General features: G+C 64.7%; 15 protein-coding genes. 9 read left to right on the top strand and 6 right to left on the bottom strand.

All coding sequences use genetic code 11. The annotated features are described in order from the left end of the window. Positions 1-6: 6 nt before the first annotated feature. The 6 genes from M622_RS32670 to M622_RS40595 form a co-directional block, all read right to left on the bottom strand. Positions 7-1,353: a DUF1329 domain-containing protein gene (locus M622_RS32670; RefSeq protein ID WP_021249888.1), complete on the bottom strand. Its 1,347-nt coding sequence runs from the start codon at positions 1,351-1,353 to the stop codon at positions 7-9. Positions 1,354-1,374: 21 nt separating this feature from the next. Continuing rightward, positions 1,375-3,252 carry a DUF1302 domain-containing protein gene (locus M622_RS32665; protein ID WP_031347063.1) on the bottom strand — a complete coding sequence of 626 codons (1,878 nt, stop codon included), beginning with the start codon at positions 3,250-3,252 and terminating at the stop codon, positions 1,375-1,377. A gap of 78 nt (positions 3,253-3,330) precedes the next feature. Beyond that, entirely contained in the window at positions 3,331-4,497 is a 1,167-nt protein-coding gene (locus M622_RS32660) for an acyl-CoA dehydrogenase family protein (protein ID WP_021249886.1), read from the bottom strand. Between the two features lie 52 nt (positions 4,498-4,549). Continuing rightward, complete coding sequence (locus M622_RS32655) at positions 4,550-5,422, bottom strand: HpcH/HpaI aldolase/citrate lyase family protein (protein ID WP_021249885.1); 873 nt, start codon at positions 5,420-5,422, stop codon at positions 4,550-4,552. Continuing rightward, positions 5,419-5,874 (bottom strand): MaoC family dehydratase, encoded by a 456-nt coding sequence (locus M622_RS32650; protein WP_021249884.1) that lies wholly within the window; start codon positions 5,872-5,874, stop codon positions 5,419-5,421. The genes M622_RS32655 and M622_RS32650 overlap by 4 nt, the downstream gene beginning before the upstream one ends. A 178-nt stretch (positions 5,875-6,052) precedes the next feature. Then, complete coding sequence (locus M622_RS40595; RefSeq protein WP_021249883.1) at positions 6,053-7,153, bottom strand: spirocyclase AveC family protein; 1,101 nt, start codon at positions 7,151-7,153, stop codon at positions 6,053-6,055. A gap of 381 nt (positions 7,154-7,534) precedes the next feature. On the opposite strand from M622_RS40595, the gene M622_RS32640 reads away from it, so the two are divergent. From M622_RS32640 to M622_RS32600, 9 genes are all read left to right on the top strand, one after another. Next, on the top strand, positions 7,535-7,735 hold the full coding sequence (locus M622_RS32640) for a hypothetical protein (RefSeq protein ID WP_021249882.1): 201 nt from the start codon (positions 7,535-7,537) through the stop codon (positions 7,733-7,735). A gap of 42 nt (positions 7,736-7,777) precedes the next feature. Continuing rightward, positions 7,778-8,662, top strand: coding sequence for a LysR family transcriptional regulator (locus tag M622_RS32635; RefSeq protein ID WP_031347061.1), 885 nt, complete (start codon positions 7,778-7,780; stop codon positions 8,660-8,662). Positions 8,663-9,317: 655 nt separating this feature from the next. Beyond that, positions 9,318-10,037, top strand: coding sequence for a hypothetical protein (locus M622_RS32630; RefSeq protein WP_031347059.1), 720 nt, complete (start codon positions 9,318-9,320; stop codon positions 10,035-10,037). A gap of 114 nt (positions 10,038-10,151) precedes the next feature. Then, the gene (locus tag M622_RS32625) at positions 10,152-10,367 is read left to right on the top strand and encodes an AlpA family transcriptional regulator (protein ID WP_021249879.1); all 216 of its coding nucleotides are present in this window, start codon (positions 10,152-10,154) and stop codon (positions 10,365-10,367) included. A gap of 38 nt (positions 10,368-10,405) precedes the next feature. Continuing rightward, entirely contained in the window at positions 10,406-11,269 is an 864-nt protein-coding gene (locus M622_RS32620; RefSeq protein ID WP_021249878.1) for a ParA family protein, read from the top strand. After that, on the top strand, positions 11,253-11,513 hold the full coding sequence (locus M622_RS32615) for a hypothetical protein (RefSeq protein WP_021249877.1): 261 nt from the start codon (positions 11,253-11,255) through the stop codon (positions 11,511-11,513). The genes M622_RS32620 and M622_RS32615 overlap by 17 nt, the downstream gene beginning before the upstream one ends. Then, positions 11,506-13,206 carry a ParB family protein gene (locus M622_RS32610; protein WP_021249876.1) on the top strand — a complete coding sequence of 567 codons (1,701 nt, stop codon included), beginning with the start codon at positions 11,506-11,508 and terminating at the stop codon, positions 13,204-13,206. Before M622_RS32615 ends, M622_RS32610 begins: the two co-directional genes overlap by 8 nt. 18 nt (positions 13,207-13,224) lie before the next feature. Continuing rightward, the gene (locus M622_RS32605) at positions 13,225-13,785 is read left to right on the top strand and encodes a DUF2857 domain-containing protein (RefSeq protein WP_021249875.1); all 561 of its coding nucleotides are present in this window, start codon (positions 13,225-13,227) and stop codon (positions 13,783-13,785) included. Between the two features lie 3 nt (positions 13,786-13,788). After that, entirely contained in the window at positions 13,789-14,541 is a 753-nt protein-coding gene (locus tag M622_RS32600) for an STY4528 family pathogenicity island replication protein (RefSeq protein WP_021249874.1), read from the top strand. Positions 14,542-14,573 lie beyond the last annotated feature (32 nt).

The raw sequence follows: 14,573 nt of genomic DNA, 5'->3' as shown, positions 1-14,573 counted from the left end.
GGGCGTTTAACGCACGCCCCGGCGACGGATGGCGTCGGTGGTGAAGTCGGCCTCCAGACCCTTGACGTTCCACTCGTACGCGGGCTGGGGACGCTCGTTCGCCGCGGCAGTCACCATGTAGTTGCCGTTGCTCAGATCCGCGGCGACCCAGTTCGGCTGGAACATGACCCCTGCGTCATAGGCCTGAACCAGCGGATAGATGTACACCCGCCACAGATTGCCGCGGCCGTCGTAGCCTTCTGCGAGGGAGACGGTGTGGCTGTCCTCGTCGATGTAGAAGACCCGTTTGGGGAGGACGTGGGACATCCCTTCCTTCAGCGTCGCCTCTACGACCCAGACCCGGTGCAGTTCGAAGCGCTGCAGATCGGACTTGAGCGAGCCCTTGTCGATCATGTCCGCGTACTTGAGCTTGGGGTCCATCAGCCGATAGGCGTTGTAGGGGATGTACATCTCCTTCTTGCCGACCAGCTTCCAGTCGTAGCGGTCCAGGGCCCCATGGAAACCCCAGTAGTCGTCGCTGGTCCGCATGCCCTCGGTGCCGTCGTCGATGTTGTCGTAGGCCAGGTCGGGCGCACGACGGACGCGGCGCTGGCCGGCGTTGTAGATCCAGGCCTGGCGGCTTCCCTTGGTGTAGTCGACCGGGTCATGGACCAGATAGATCGTGCCGATCAACGTCGAAGGTGCGTCATAAGCGCCGTAGAAGGAAAAGATGTGGTTCTCCTTCCGCGGCTCCATGTTCTGACCCTGCACCGTGTGCTCGCAGAACCCGACCCGGTAGAAGTCGCCCGAGGCCCGCACCGGCAGCCAATCGCGGCAGGCTTTGTAGCCGCCGAAGTATTTGAAGAGGTGGTTGTACATCGCCTCGACGCCGGTCTTCGGCACCGGGAAGGGCGTTCCGGGAGCTTCGTAGTTCTGGATCGACAGGCCGTCCAGCTTGACCCGGGCTGCATTCTCCTTGGTCGCCGCATAGACCTCCGGCGGGTTGGCAAAGCTGCGGTGCGTCTTGTACACCGGCATGCTCTGGTTCGGGTACTTCTTGAGCAGCGCCGCCATGCCGGGCGTGACCTTGTCCTTGTACTGGTCCACGTTGGCACCGGTGATGGTGAACAGCGGCTTCTCGTCCTTGAACGGATCGGCATAGCCCATCTTCGGATCCCAGCCGGCGGGCGGCTTGGTGAGACCGCCGGTCCAGGCCGGGATCGTTCCGTCGGCGTTGCCGGCCATCTCCGCGCCGTTCGGCGTGAGGTCCTTGCCGAGACGGGCGATCTCGTCCGGCGTCATCTCGGCCTGCGCGGCTGGCGCGAGCCCCAGCACGACGGCGCATGCAAAGGCGGAAATTGCAGGTTTCATCATTGTCTTGTCTCCTCGGTATTCTTAGAAGCTCATGCTCACGGTGGCCGAATAGAAGCTGCGATCCCGCAGCACGTCGTAGTCCGCATTGCTGTTGTAGCGGACGGCGTTCAGGTCCAGGTTGTAGCGCTTGTCGTAAGAGAAGCGCGCACCGAGGCCCAGGGCCATGCGTCCCTCGGCGAACTGGCTGTCCACCGACCAGCCTTCCACGTCGTGCGACCAGAACACGTTCGGCTGGACGGTCACCCCGGAGTTCATGACGTTGCTGTAGGTCAGCTCGAACTTGAGGCGATAGCCCCAGGCGAACTTGGTCACGTAGCCTTCGTTGCGGCAGCCTTCCTTGGAGATGTTCTGGTTGCGGCATTCCCCCACGATCACGTCATAGGTCGAATGCGGTCCCGGCCCGAACATGAAGTGCCGGTTGTAGCGGAGCTTGTTCACGTCCAGGTCGTTCCACTGGAACCCGGCCTCCGCGACGAACAGGTACTGCTGCGCGTCGAGGATGCCCCGGCCGACCTTGACGGTGTTGAACTGGAGCTGGGTCTTGTTGGTGCGCGTGTAACCCACGTGGAAGCCGTCGTTCTCACCGGCCGCGAACGCCGCCCCGGTCGCGACGGCCTGCTCGCCGTAGGGGCCGAAGGGAACCGGCGTTCCCGGCACGAGAAGGCCGCTGGCGCCGACCATCGACAGGAACAGGTCATTGCCGTCGATCTGCGCCGGCACGCCCCGGCTGTGGCTCAGTTCGGAGGCCACCGACCAGCCGGAAAGATTGGTCGCCAGACTCAGGCCGTACACCTTGATGTCCTCGGGGTAGTCCCACGTCACCGTGAAGGGGCTGAACATGTCCGGACGGTTCCAGAAGTGTGCCGAGAGCGCCGGCGTGCGGGCATGTATCTTCATCGCGTAGAGGCCGAGTTCGGTATCGATCTCTTCCAGATTGGTGCGGAACGCCACCCCGTACTGCCCGGAATCGCGCGGCTTCTCACCATTGCTCACCGGTACGTACAGACCCGCGTTCACGCCGAATGGACTCGAACCCGCCAGCGATACGGAATTGTCGCAGCCGGCCGGTCTGGCGCTGATGGGGCTGGCCGAAACCGACCAGTAATTCCCGCAGCCGGCCTCGATGGGCGTATTGCGCCACTTCCACTGGTAGAACATTTCGATGCTGCCGAGATTACCGATGCTCTGGTTCGCCAGCACGATCGGCACGGGCAGGAAGACTTCCTTGACCTGGGTGCCGGGTTTGCGGAAGGACGGCAGGTCGATCGGGTTGATCTGGTTGACCCCCTGGATGAACAGGCTCTCACCCCAGTTGACGACCTGGTTGCCGACGCGCAGTTGGAGCGGATTTCCGGCGATGTCGAAGGAGTCATACACGTAGGCGTCGAGCAGGTAGGTGCCGTCGAACTGGTTCAGGCGCTCGAAGCCCTCGTCCGAGAGCGGGCGCCGCTTGCCCAGGCGGTCGGTGGCGGAGTCGTAGCCGTTGTAGTTGGTGAGCTGGTTGCCGAAGCGGACGTTTTGCTTGTTCAGGGTGTAGTCGTACCAGGCCTTGCCGCGCACGAACGCACCCATGGTCCCTTTCTTGAATTCCAGTTCGGTGATCCACTTGAGCTGGGTCGAGAACGGGTCGCCCTTGTCGTAGTTGAGGTTGCCTTCGTCCAGCGTGTTGTTGCCGGTACCGTTGGTGCGCCCGACGAGACGGCCGTTGTCCTGTCCGTACAGGGCCGAATCCGGCCCGCTTGCGCGCCAGCTCGTACCCAGCGACAGATTGTTGCTCCAGCTCCCTTTCCAGCCATCCCCGAATTCGAAGTCCAGGGCGTACGCGCCGTTTGAAAATGCCATGGCAATCGCGGTTGCGATACACGACCTCAGGACCACGCGGGCCTTCCTGTTTTTCATGCGGTTGTCTCCTACCTTTTTTGATTGAGCCCGCGCACTGCAACACCCCGATGCCGGCCGGCGGGCGAACTCCAGCCTTCAATAGGACTTCGGCAGATCGAGTACTTTTTCTCCGATGAAACACATGATCAGTTGCTCGGTGATCGGCGCGATCCGGGTCACCGTGACCTCGCGCAGCAGCCGCTCGACGTGGTATTCCTTGGCGTAGCCGAAGCCGCCCATGGTCAGCACCGCCTGCAGCGCGGCGTCGTAGCCGGCGCGCGCACCGAGGAACTTCGCGGTGTTGGCCTCGGCGCCGCAGGACTGGTCCGAGTCGTACAACCAGGCCGCCTTCATCGCCATCAGCCACGCGGCCTCGAGCGCCATCCAGCGCTCCGCCAACGGATGCTGGATGCCCTGGTTGGCGCCGATCGGGCGGCCGAATACCACACGCTCCTTTGCGTATTGGGTGGCGCGGCGCAGCGCGTCCTGGCCGATGCCGATCGCCTCGACGGCGATCAGGATCCGTTCCGGATTGATGCTGTGCAGCACGTAGCTGAAACCCCTGCCCTCCTCGCCGATGCGGTCGCAGTCCGGCACGAACAGTTCGTCGATGAAGATGGCGTTGGAATCGACCGCCTTGCGCCCCATCTTCGGGATGCGCCGCACCTCGATCTTCGAGCGGTCGAGATCGGTGTAGAAGATCGTGATGCCGTCGGTGGGCCGCTTGCAGTCCTCGAGGCGCGTGGTGCGCGTGAGCAGCATGATCTTGTTGGCGACCTGGGCGGTGGAGGTCCATACCTTCTGCCCGCGCACGATGTAGCCGCCGTCGACCTTCTCCGCGAAAGTCTTGATCGCCGTGGTGTTGAGGCCCGCATCCGGCTCGGTGAAGCCGAAGCAGCACTGGTCTTCGCCGCTGATCAGGCGCGGAATCCAGCGCGCCTTCTGCTCGTCGGTGCCGAATACCACGATCGGGTGAGGGCCGAACAGGTTGATGTGCACCGTGGAGGTCGCGCTCATGCCGCCGCCATGGGACGCCACCTCGTGCATCATGATCGCGGCCTCGGTGACGCCCAGCCCCGCGCCGCCATACTCGGCAGGCATGGTGATGCCAAGCCAGCCGGCCTCGGCCATCGCGCGGTGGAACTCGCGCGGAAACTCACCGTCCTCGTCACGCGCGAGCCAGTACTCGTCGCTGAACTGGCGCACCACCGCGGCAACGCCGTCGCGGATGGCCTGGTGATCGGAATCGACTGAAAAATCCATTTGTGAATCCTTGGTCAACGTTGCTTTGCGCCCGTCTCCGCGCCGGGACGGGTCAGGCCGCGGCCGCGGCGAGCGTGCGCAGCGCCTGGACCAGATGCGGCCGGTCGTACATTCTTCCGCCGATACCGACGGTGCCCGCGTCGGGCTGGGCGGCGAAGGCCGCGACCACCTCGCGCGCCTGCGCCAGATCCTCGTCGCTCGGCGAGAAACAGCGGTTGATGATGTCCACCTGCGCCGGGTGGATCGCGATGCGGCCGGCGAAGCCGCGCCTGCGGGAAGCGGCGCAGTCGCGCGCCAGGCCTTCCTCGTCGCGGAAATCGGCGTACAGCGTGTCGATCGGCGCCACGCCGGCGGCGGCCGCGCCGACCAGGCACATCGAGCGCGCCATCAGGTAGGCATGGGACAGCTCACCGTCGGCCTCGCGGTTCGACGCCGCACCGAGCACGGCAGACAGATCCTCCGCGCCCCAGGTCAGGCCGGCGAGCCGCGGATGGCCGCGCCGGTAGCCGCCGATGCCGAGCATCGCCGCGGCGGTCTCGGTGGCCACCACGAGGATCCTGACCGCACCGTGCGCCAGCCCCGCACGCGCTTCCAGCGCATCGAGGCAATGGCCGAGGCGGATCACGTCCTCGATGCCGTCGGCCTTGGGCAGCACCACGCCGTCCAGCCCCTCGCCGACCACAGCGGCGAGATCGTTCATGCAGTGCGGGCCGCCCAGCGGATTCACGCGCACGAAGACCCTGCTCCGGGGCGAGGAAGCCGGCTGCCGCAGGAACGCCGCCGCCAGCTCGCGCCCGACCGGCTTGCGCTGCTCGGCGACCGCATCCTCCAGATCGACGATCAGCACGTCGGCCGCGCTGCCGCGCGCCTTGTCGAGCTTCTTCCCGCTGTCGGCGGGAACGAACAGCAGCGAACGCATCTTCATTGCGCCGGCCTCCGATGCATCAGCGCCTGGCGCAGACAGGTCGCGACCAGCTCGCCGCGCTGGTTGAAGCCTTCATGGCGGAAGGTCACGATGCCCTGTCCGGACCGCGACCTGCTGTCGCGCAGCTCGAGCACGGTCGTCACCGAGCGCAGGGTGTCGCCCGCAAACACCGGCACCGGGAACTTCACCTCGGTCATGCCAAGATTGGCGACCGTCGTCCCCAGCGTCGTGTCCTGCACCGACAACCCGATCACCAAGCCCAGCGTGAATACGCTGTTCACCAGCGGCTTGCCGAACTCGGTGCCCGCACAGTAGTCGGCGTCGATATGGATCTGCGCCGGGTTGTAGGTCGCCGCGCAGAACCAGACGTTGTCCGCCTCGGTCACGGTGCGGCGGATCTCGTGCCGAATCTCCTGCCCAACCGAGAATTCTTCGAAGTACAAACCGGCCATGCTCGCCCCCACGCAACTATTTACTGGTACATACTGTATGTCATCTTACCGTATGTTTCAGCACTCTGCAAGCTTCCGAATGCACGCATCACAGCCTTCCAATCGCCCCCCCCAGAGAGGTGAAACCCCCTACCTGCGGGCGCGGAGGGAACGGTACCCACTCCCTCCGCGCCTACTCCTATTGACCTACCGCCACCGGCGCCTGCTCGTGCGCGATCTGCGGCGTGGCGGAGAACTTTTCCAGGTCGTTGCGGCGCATGATCGGCAGATCCGGCCTGGGGCAGGCGAGCCCGGTTCCGGGGCCGCACATGCCGGTCCCCACCGTGAAGAAGGCCGGCGTATCATCCGGGAAGGGATCGGCGTTCGCGGTGATCAGCGGCATCGGCAATACGTATATGAACAGCTCGACGGTCTGGCAGAAGCCGATCACCGCAATCGCGCGCACCATGCCCTTGCGGAAGTTGGAACGCTTGCAGAAATCCATCTTCTCGACGCCGCGCTCGACCCAGGTCAGCCCCTTGTCGTCCTTGAAGTACAGCAGCACCGCACACAGCCCCCACCATCCGCCAAAGAAGATCGCCTCGTAGATGGGGAACTGGTACCAGTGCCCGCCGAAGATGCTCAGCGCACGGATCGAACCCGGGTAAGCGTAGATGCCGGTAAAGCGGATCAACGCCATCTCGAGGACCATGTCGAAGAACATCACCGCAAGCACGCCCACGATGCCGAGCCGCAGATTGGTGATGGAAGGGAACCGCGCCTTCGTCCAGCGCATGGCCGCCAGGCCGAAGAGGCAGCCCCAGATCAGGAAGCCCGGGTAGCCGCCGGACCAGGCGATCAGAGGCTCGGGCAGCAGGTTTGCCCTCGGACTCATCCAACCGGGAATCTCACCCGACAGGAAACCCATGTTGAATGCATATGGATTGTACACGCAGCCCTGCTGGATCCAGTTCATCGACGGATCCCAGAAGATGGCGAAGAAGAACCCGATACCCAACAGACCAAGGGTGTTCGGCTGGCCGGTCTGCCGAATGGGCTTCCAGATTTGCGTGTAGATGAAATACAGCCACACGATCGACATGCCGAGCTCAACCGCCCGCACGCCGATCTTGAAGTTCAGGGGAACCTCGACACCCTCAGGGAGCCGCGTCGGCCCAAGGTACGGAGCAGTCACCCAGTGGTACACCACATACAGCATGAACGCCATGAACCCAGCGCCGACGATGGCCCATGCACGCGTGACCGCCGCACCGTCCTTGCCAGCGATGTCTGCCGCCACTCGGCCACGCAGAGCACCAACGCTTGCTTCCATCTCTTGCCCCTTTCTTGTCCTTGTATCCCGCCGTGTCCTCTGGGCGGGGCGCGTAGTACGTCCGTGCACCGCTATCCGGAGCACCAAGACGCGACTTAAGGCTGAACCAGCTGGAAGGGGAAGAAACCTGACAAAAGTTGGGGGCGGACGGGACTAAACAGGTTCTATGATTCTGTCAACTTGGCTTGATCGATCGGCCAGACGGAACCGTACAGTTTCCGTGGCCAGATTTCCGCGCCGTCCATGGGTCCAGAACGATCAACCGCCGTTCCGCGTTTCGCGAATCCCGGTCGACTGCGTGCCAAGGTTCGGCAAAGCGCACGAACCCAAACAAGGAAACACGAGTTCATGTTTGCGAGTTCAATCGTCATGGTCATCGACGTCGTCAAGACGGGGGCGCATGTATCAGCGTTGAACACAACCCCCAATGTCCAACTGTTCGACCCCGATGCGAGGGAAGCCATTGCGACTACTGTCGAGATGGCTGGTCGTCACAAAGGGCACCGGCAGCTGAACCGCGGCCGTTCTCTGCCTGCTGATTGCGGCTGAGCTCCAGCTTAGCCACCAGCATGGTTGTACGAGAAGCTTCGGATGAACCTACGCCAACTCCGCTGCTTTATCGCCGTCGCGGAAGAACTTCACTTCAGCCGGGCCGCAGAACGGCTACACATGGAACAATCCCCGTTGTCCCGTGTCATCAAGAAGCTCGAGGTGGATCTGGACGTCATGCTGTTCGAGCGGACCTCCCGAGGGGTTCGCCTGACCTTGGCCGGTCAGGCTTTTCTCGAAGGTGCCCGCCGCGTGATCTTCACCTTCGAACAGGCCAAAGCTGACGCAAAGTCAGCGGCGACCGGCTATCGTGGTGCACTGCGCATCGCGCTTTCCGACGGCATCGCCAGAACCCGCCTGACTACGCTGCTCGCACTTTGCAGGGAAGAAGCGCCCGAAACCGAGATCCGGCTGTTCGAGACTTCGTTGGCGCAACATCTGAAGGGCCTTCATGACGACATCTACGATGCCGGGTTTGCGCTGTCAAATGAGGTAGGTGACGGCATCGTCGCTGAGCCGGTCTGGCGGGATCCATTGGTGGTGGCCATGCCATGCAGACACCCTTTGCTGGTACACAAGCATGTACCCTTGCGCGAAGTCGTGAATTATCCGCTGGTGCTTTGCCACCCCGAGGTCTGCGAAGGCTGCAGCCGGCAGGTGGAACGACTGCTGTGCTCGGTGGATGCGCATCCGGTAGTGGTCGAACGGGTGACCTCACACGACTTGATGCTCGCGTTGGTGGCTGCAGGATACGGAATCGGCTTCTCCAGCGCCGCACATCTTGCAGCATGCAACTATGCTGACGTAGTTGCCCGTCCACTTGCGGGGAGTTTGGGCGTACTCACGACCTATCTTCTGCGACCCGACGTTCAGCCGTCCGAACAGCTGAGCAGTTTCGTCCGTCGCGCGACTAGGGTCGGCGCCTGATCGCATTGCCCGGAACGCAGCACATCACCACGACTGTCGCCTGAGGCATTCTGGCGAGCGGGGGGCGCAATTGGCCGGCGCCCGCACGCCCCAATGCCAATTCCCACTGAAGGAGCCCCTTCCCTTTCAGTCTCCAACAAGACCCAATATGCATGCACCGGAATACGGCACGCGATCTCTCGACCGGCGAAATTCGTTCCGTTCGCGCGGCCACTCGCACCGAAACGGCGATTTTGCTGCATTGCACGAAGCTGACATCCTCAAGCAGCGACAATTTCATCCCATCCCCTCGCACCACTGGCACCTGAGCGCTTCCCGTCTGACGCTATGGCGTTGACATCGCCAATCCCCGTTTAGACCTGATCGGTCTTTGCCGCAATGCATCAAGCATGAAGACTCCACAGCTAGGCGCACCAAGAGACATTGCTTCGTCGTGCATGCCTTGACTATAGCGGCGATGGGCGCCGGTCACGGCGGGTACGGCGGGTACGCAATGTGACATCGCCAGATCCGCATACATTTTGATCGATGCCCCCCTTCGGCATCAACCTTTCCACCGTCAACAGCAGGCAGCCAACGAGAGCGGCATGACGCACTCCACATCGATGGGGAGTTCGGGCGTTCCGGCTGACAAGTCGGAACGCTGGGAGCGGAAATGTACAGAAGCGACAGCATTCACTACTGCAGGACATTCTATCGCCCGATCGAGGCAGCCATTCGATGGAGCGGTTTGGAGCGGTTCGAATCGCGCATTCTCGAAGTCGTAGGCACCCGCAACATTCCCAGCCCCGAGGACTTCCCACGGTGGCCGATGCTGCGGCTGAACGTCGAGCGCATCTTCGACGCCTTGCGTAATCGCGAACTCCCGTACGGCCGGGCCGGCATCACCTGCGACGATCCGTCCTTGCTCGACGATCCGCAACTGACCATCCGGCACGTCGACCTCAGGGCCTGGATGACGCGCTTCTATCCCAGCCACAGGCCGGCGTTTCTCTTCGACGACATCGAGCGGCAGTTGCATCCGGCGATCAGCGTCGAGGCCGTTCAAGCGCTGCTCGCCGACCGGGAAGCGCTCAGGGCTCAGCTAGCTGATCATCAGCGGGAGATCGAAGCCCTGCGCAAGGAGATCAGGCGCCAGGGCCCACCCGAGCGCGTCCTGCCTCCGAGGAGCGAGACCACCTACCTGAACATCGTCGGCGGGCTGCTCACGCTGTTGCTGGGCAAGTCACCGAGCGGCACGCCCTACTCGTCGTTCGAGACCATGGAAGCGGTGATCAGCGCGTTAATCGCCCACCACGAAGGGCGACCGGGCATCAGCGAACGCACGCTCTGGGCGAAGTTCGCGGCCGCCAAGCGGCAGGTCGGCGCCGCATAGACTCAACTGCAACTGCAGTCGCACGCACTGCAGTTGCAGTGCATTTGTCCAGCATGCGCTATTGAATACGAGGCACTTCGCAACAGCGCCACCGAGCGTCAAGGAGTGCCCACCATGTCTTCGCAGACCGCCTTCGACCTTCCCGTCGAACGCCGCATCCTGCGCCGCGCCGAGGTCGAGGCCAAGACCGGCTTCAAGCGCGCCCACATCTACAACCTGATGAAGGAAGGCAAGTTTCCCAAGGCCTTGCGCCTGGGTGTGCGCGCCGTCGGCTGGGATTCGGCCGAGATCGACCAGTGGATCGCGGACCGCCTCAAAGAGCGCGTCTGAGCCCCGCTCCCCCGTCATTGCCATCGAGGAGCGGCGCCATGCAGGTGGTCTCCATCATTTCGACCAAGGGCGGCGTCGGCAAGACCACGACCGCGGCCAATCTCGGCGGCTTCGTCGCCGACGCCGGGTTGCGCGTCCTGCTGGTGGACCTCGACGTCCAGCCGACCTTGTCGAGCTATTTCACCGTCGACAGGCGGGCGCCTGGGGGTATCTACGAGTTGCTGGCCTTCAACGAGCAGCGCGATGCCCAGCTGGTGTCCAGCACCAACATCGCCGGCCTCGACCTGGTGCTCTCCAACGACGATAAGGGCCAGCTGAACACCCTGCTGCTGCATGCGCCGGACGGCCGGCTGCGGCTGCGCAACCTGCTCCCCGCCTTCGCACCGCATTACGACCTGATGCTGATCGACACCCAGGGCGCGCGCAGCGTGCTGCTGGAGATGGCCGTGCTGGCGTCCGACCTGGCCATCTCCCCGGTCACCCCGGAGATCCTCGCTGCGCGCGAACTGCGCCGCGGCACCTTGCAGTTGATCGAGGACATCGCGCCCTATCGCCGCCTCGGCATCGCGCCGCCGCCGTTGCACCTGCTCATCAATCGCGTGCACCCCGTGTCGGCGAACGCCCGCGCGATCCAGCACGCGCTGCGCCAGATCTTCCGGGACCACGCCGGCGTCCATGTCCTGGACACCGACATCCCTGCCGTCGAGGCCTATCCCCGCGCGGCGACACTTGGGCTGCCGGTACATCGCGTCGAATACCGGCGCCCAGCAACACGCGTCGCGCCGGCAGCGCTGGACACCATCCGCGCCCTGGCCTGCGAGCTGTTTCCCCAATGGATCGATCGGCTCCACACGGTGGCCGGCAAGCATCGGGGGAGGCGCTCCCATGCCAAACCCGCGTGACCTGTGTCGGGGCCACAAGCGCCTGCGACCGTTGATCGAGTATGCGCTGAGCGAAGGCTGGAAAGTCGTGCGGACACCCGGCGGCCACCTCAAGTTCACCAAGGCCGGGCTGCCCCCGGTCTTCACGGGTTCCACGCCCAGCGACCATCGGGCCGATCGCAATGCCCGCGCGCAGCTGCGCCAGGCTGGACGACAAGCCGCCACCGATGGCGACCATTGCGGAAGGGAACCCGGGCATGGCTGACCTGACCCCGCAGGACATGGCCGGCAAGTTGCTCGCCGAGGGATTTGCGCGCACCGGCCCGGACGCCGCGGCCTTGACCGATCCGATCGCCGACACCCCGATGGTGGTAACGCTGGATCAGCTGCGGCCCTACGACCACAACCCGCGCGTCACCCGCAACCCGCTCTACGACGAGATCAAGGCATCGATCCGAGAGCGCGGGTTGGACGCGCCACCAGCGATCACCCGTCGCCCCGGCGAGAGCACCTACATCATCCGCAATGGCGGCAACACCCGGCTGGCGATCCTGTGCGAGCTATGGAGTGAGTCGAAGGACGAACGCTTCTTCCGCATCCCCTGCCTGTTCCGGCCCTGGCCGGCACGCGGCGAGATCGTCGCGCTGACCGGCCACCTGGCCGAAAACGAGCTGCACGGGGGCTTGAGCTTCATCGAGCGCGCCCTCGGCGTCGAGAAGGCACGCGAACTCTACGAACAGGAAAGCGGCCAAGCCCTCTCGCAATCCGAACTTGCCCGCCGCCTGACCGCCGACGGGTTTCCCATCCAGCAATCCCACATCAGCCGCATGCGCGACGCCGTGCAGTACCTGCTGCCGGCTATCCCGAACGTCCTGTATGGCGGGCTCGGCCGGCACCAGGTCGAGCGGCTGGCCGTTCTGCGGCGGGCCTGCGAGCGCATCTGGGAGCAGCGCGCCCGCGGTACGCGCATCGGCGAGGATTTCCACGCCCTGTTCCACGAGGTCCTGGCGACGTTCGACAGCGCATCCGAGGCGCTCTCGGTGCAGCGCGTGCAGGACGAACTGGTGGGCCAGATGGCCGAGCAGCTCGACGTCGATTACGACACGCTGAACCTGGAGGTCGGGGACAACGAAAGCCGGCAACGCGCCCTGGGCAGCGACCCGACGCTGGCCACGGCGCATCCGCGGCGTCCAACCGCCCCCACGCCGACTCGGCTGCCCTCGGAAGCCCCCGGTACGCCGCCCCACCCTGCGCCGCCCCACCCTGCGCCGCCACTCTCGCCCGTTGCGACCACGGCCTCGTCCTCGACCGAGGAGACTGCGGCACCGGCGCAGAATACCCACCCCTCGCCATCGCCCGATCCCGATCGCCTGCAGGGGCACATCGTTTCGCTGGCCCCGACCACCGAACGCCTGCAGTCCATCCAGCGCATGGTGGCCGACCAATTGGGCGATGCGCTGCCGGACTTCGAAGCCAACGTGCTGCGGGCCATCCCGGTGCAGGCCGGCGGGCTGTATCCGATCTCGGATGTCTGGTACATCGAGCCCGGCCTGGATGTCCCCGAGCGCCTGCGCGTGCACATCGCACAGTTCGCGCGCGAGATCGCCGAGGAGGCCGGACAGGCCGACTGCATCGAACCCACCGATGAAGGCTTGGGTTACGTCTGCAACGCCGATGCCCTGTCCGCGAACGCGCATGCCCTGCCCTTTCTTGCCCGGGCCGTGCTGACCCTGCTGCAGGCCTTGAGCACGGGCTACCTCGCCGCGCCAGCGCCGCTCTCGACGCTGGACGACCTGCGCCTGACCGATGCACTGGGCCCGCTCCTGCAAGGGCGGCGGAACGGGCCCGCCTCGGATCGTCTGAGCGACAACGGGCTGGTGAAGCTCTTCCGTCTGCTGCGCCTGGCGCGCCGCCTGCTGGATCTGGAAGCCGGCGCGGGCTCGTCCACCGACACCTGAGCCCGGGGGACATACGCCATGTCGGCTCCGCATCCCCTCAATCAGGCCGTGATCGCCCAAGCCCTGCACGACCTGCGCAACGGCCAGCTGCGTCGCTGCAAGGCCATGGGATTCGGAGAGGAGGAGCTGGAAGCCCTGAAGCATCCGGCGCTGGTCAGCGTACTGGTCAACGCCACGGTGTCCTGGTGTTCGGTGAAGGTGAATCGGGACGTGCTGCAGCGGCTGCTGAATCAGGTCCGCGACGTCGAAAAGGAGATCGCGACCGTCGACCGCATGCTGCGTCTGGGCGCCAGCACCGAGATGGTCAGCAAGTTCTATGGGCTCACCCACCAGGAGGTGGCGCTGCGCCGGGACATCCTGAGCCTGCCCAAGCGCAAGGGCCGACATCCGGTGCTCAGCGAAGCGCAGGAGAACGCATTGTGGGAGCGCTGGAAACCGGCCGTGCAAGCGCGTGGCATTGCGCTCGAGGACGACATCTCGATGCTGGAGCTCGCCCTCGACCTTGCCGAGGAGCAGGATCTGCCGGCCTCTGTCGTCTGGGCCGCCATCCGGAGTTGGATCGACCAGGGACTGGTGTAGGCCATGGGCACCGGCGGGTCTTCCTCGCGCGCTGGCCCGGTGCCGTTGTCGGCGCTGCTCAATGACGCCGCCAACCGCATCCCGTCGACTGCGAGCGGGCCCTTGCCCAACGACGGCTTCCTGTTCAGCGGGAATCGCCACGACAGCGTACCCCGCCGATTGCTCCTGGACACCCGGCTCACGCCGCTGGAGCGCAATGCCTGGCAGGTGTTTCGTCTGCTGCTCAACGACGACGGGATCACCGCCTTCCCCACCTACGAAGCGTTGCGGCCCTACCTGGCATCGTTGCCCTGCACCCCGAAGGCCTCCCACGAGACCGTAGCCAGGGCGCTCACCCTGCTGCGGCTGACCCGCTGGCTCAGCCTGGTGCGCCGGCGGCGCGATCCCAGGACCGGGCGTATCCAGGGCAATCTCTACGTGCTCCACGACGAGCCGCTTACGCCCTTCGAGGCGATGCAGCTCGACCCAGACTACCTGGGCCTGGTCAGCCAGGCGCTGACCCACGCCAGCAAGGCGGTGCAACGGGTTGGCCTGCACACGCTCTGGGAGATCGCCGAGGACCCACTGCTGAGCGGCCGCAGCCTGCCCACCCGCCTGCAAGTGCTCGCCCACAGGCTGACGGACGAGCACACCGGCGAGGCCCCCAGTTATCCACAGAAGCCGGACGCGGCGAAATCCGAAGAAGGCGAAGATGCCCTGCTTCGGAACGACGAACCCCCCGCTTCGGAATCCGAAGCAGGACCGTACAGTACGTAGAGATCGTATGTATGAAGTACGTACGGTACCGC

This window comes from Thauera terpenica 58Eu, assembly GCF_000443165.1.
GTDB lineage: Bacteria > Pseudomonadota > Gammaproteobacteria > Burkholderiales > Rhodocyclaceae > Thauera > Thauera terpenica.
The sequence above is the reverse complement of the archived record's forward strand: the minus strand, read 5'-3'. Positions and strand labels throughout refer to the sequence as shown.

Excerpts from the sequence above, each read along its gene's own strand:
- M622_RS32620 (WP_021249878.1), top strand. The coding sequence starts at position 10,406 with ATGCAGGTGGTCTCCATCATTTCGACCAAGGGCGGCGTCGGCAAGACC.
- M622_RS32610 (WP_021249876.1), top strand. The coding sequence starts at position 11,506 with ATGGCTGACCTGACCCCGCAGGACATGGCCGGCAAGTTGCTCGCCGAG.
- M622_RS32640 (WP_021249882.1), top strand. The coding sequence starts at position 7,535 with ATGTTTGCGAGTTCAATCGTCATGGTCATCGACGTCGTCAAGACGGGG.
- M622_RS32660 (WP_021249886.1), bottom strand. The coding sequence starts at position 4,497 with ATGGATTTTTCAGTCGATTCCGATCACCAGGCCATCCGCGACGGCGTT.
- M622_RS32605 (WP_021249875.1), top strand. The coding sequence starts at position 13,225 with ATGTCGGCTCCGCATCCCCTCAATCAGGCCGTGATCGCCCAAGCCCTG.
- M622_RS32665 (WP_031347063.1), bottom strand. The coding sequence starts at position 3,252 with ATGAAAAACAGGAAGGCCCGCGTGGTCCTGAGGTCGTGTATCGCAACC.
- M622_RS32670 (WP_021249888.1), bottom strand. The coding sequence starts at position 1,353 with ATGATGAAACCTGCAATTTCCGCCTTTGCATGCGCCGTCGTGCTGGGG.
- M622_RS32650 (WP_021249884.1), bottom strand. The coding sequence starts at position 5,874 with ATGGCCGGTTTGTACTTCGAAGAATTCTCGGTTGGGCAGGAGATTCGG.
- M622_RS32600 (WP_021249874.1), top strand. The coding sequence starts at position 13,789 with ATGGGCACCGGCGGGTCTTCCTCGCGCGCTGGCCCGGTGCCGTTGTCG.
- M622_RS32655 (WP_021249885.1), bottom strand. The coding sequence starts at position 5,422 with ATGAAGATGCGTTCGCTGCTGTTCGTTCCCGCCGACAGCGGGAAGAAG.
- M622_RS32625 (WP_021249879.1), top strand. The coding sequence starts at position 10,152 with ATGTCTTCGCAGACCGCCTTCGACCTTCCCGTCGAACGCCGCATCCTG.
- M622_RS32635 (WP_031347061.1), top strand. The coding sequence starts at position 7,778 with ATGAACCTACGCCAACTCCGCTGCTTTATCGCCGTCGCGGAAGAACTT.
- M622_RS32630 (WP_031347059.1), top strand. The coding sequence starts at position 9,318 with ATGTACAGAAGCGACAGCATTCACTACTGCAGGACATTCTATCGCCCG.
- M622_RS32615 (WP_021249877.1), top strand. The coding sequence starts at position 11,253 with ATGCCAAACCCGCGTGACCTGTGTCGGGGCCACAAGCGCCTGCGACCG.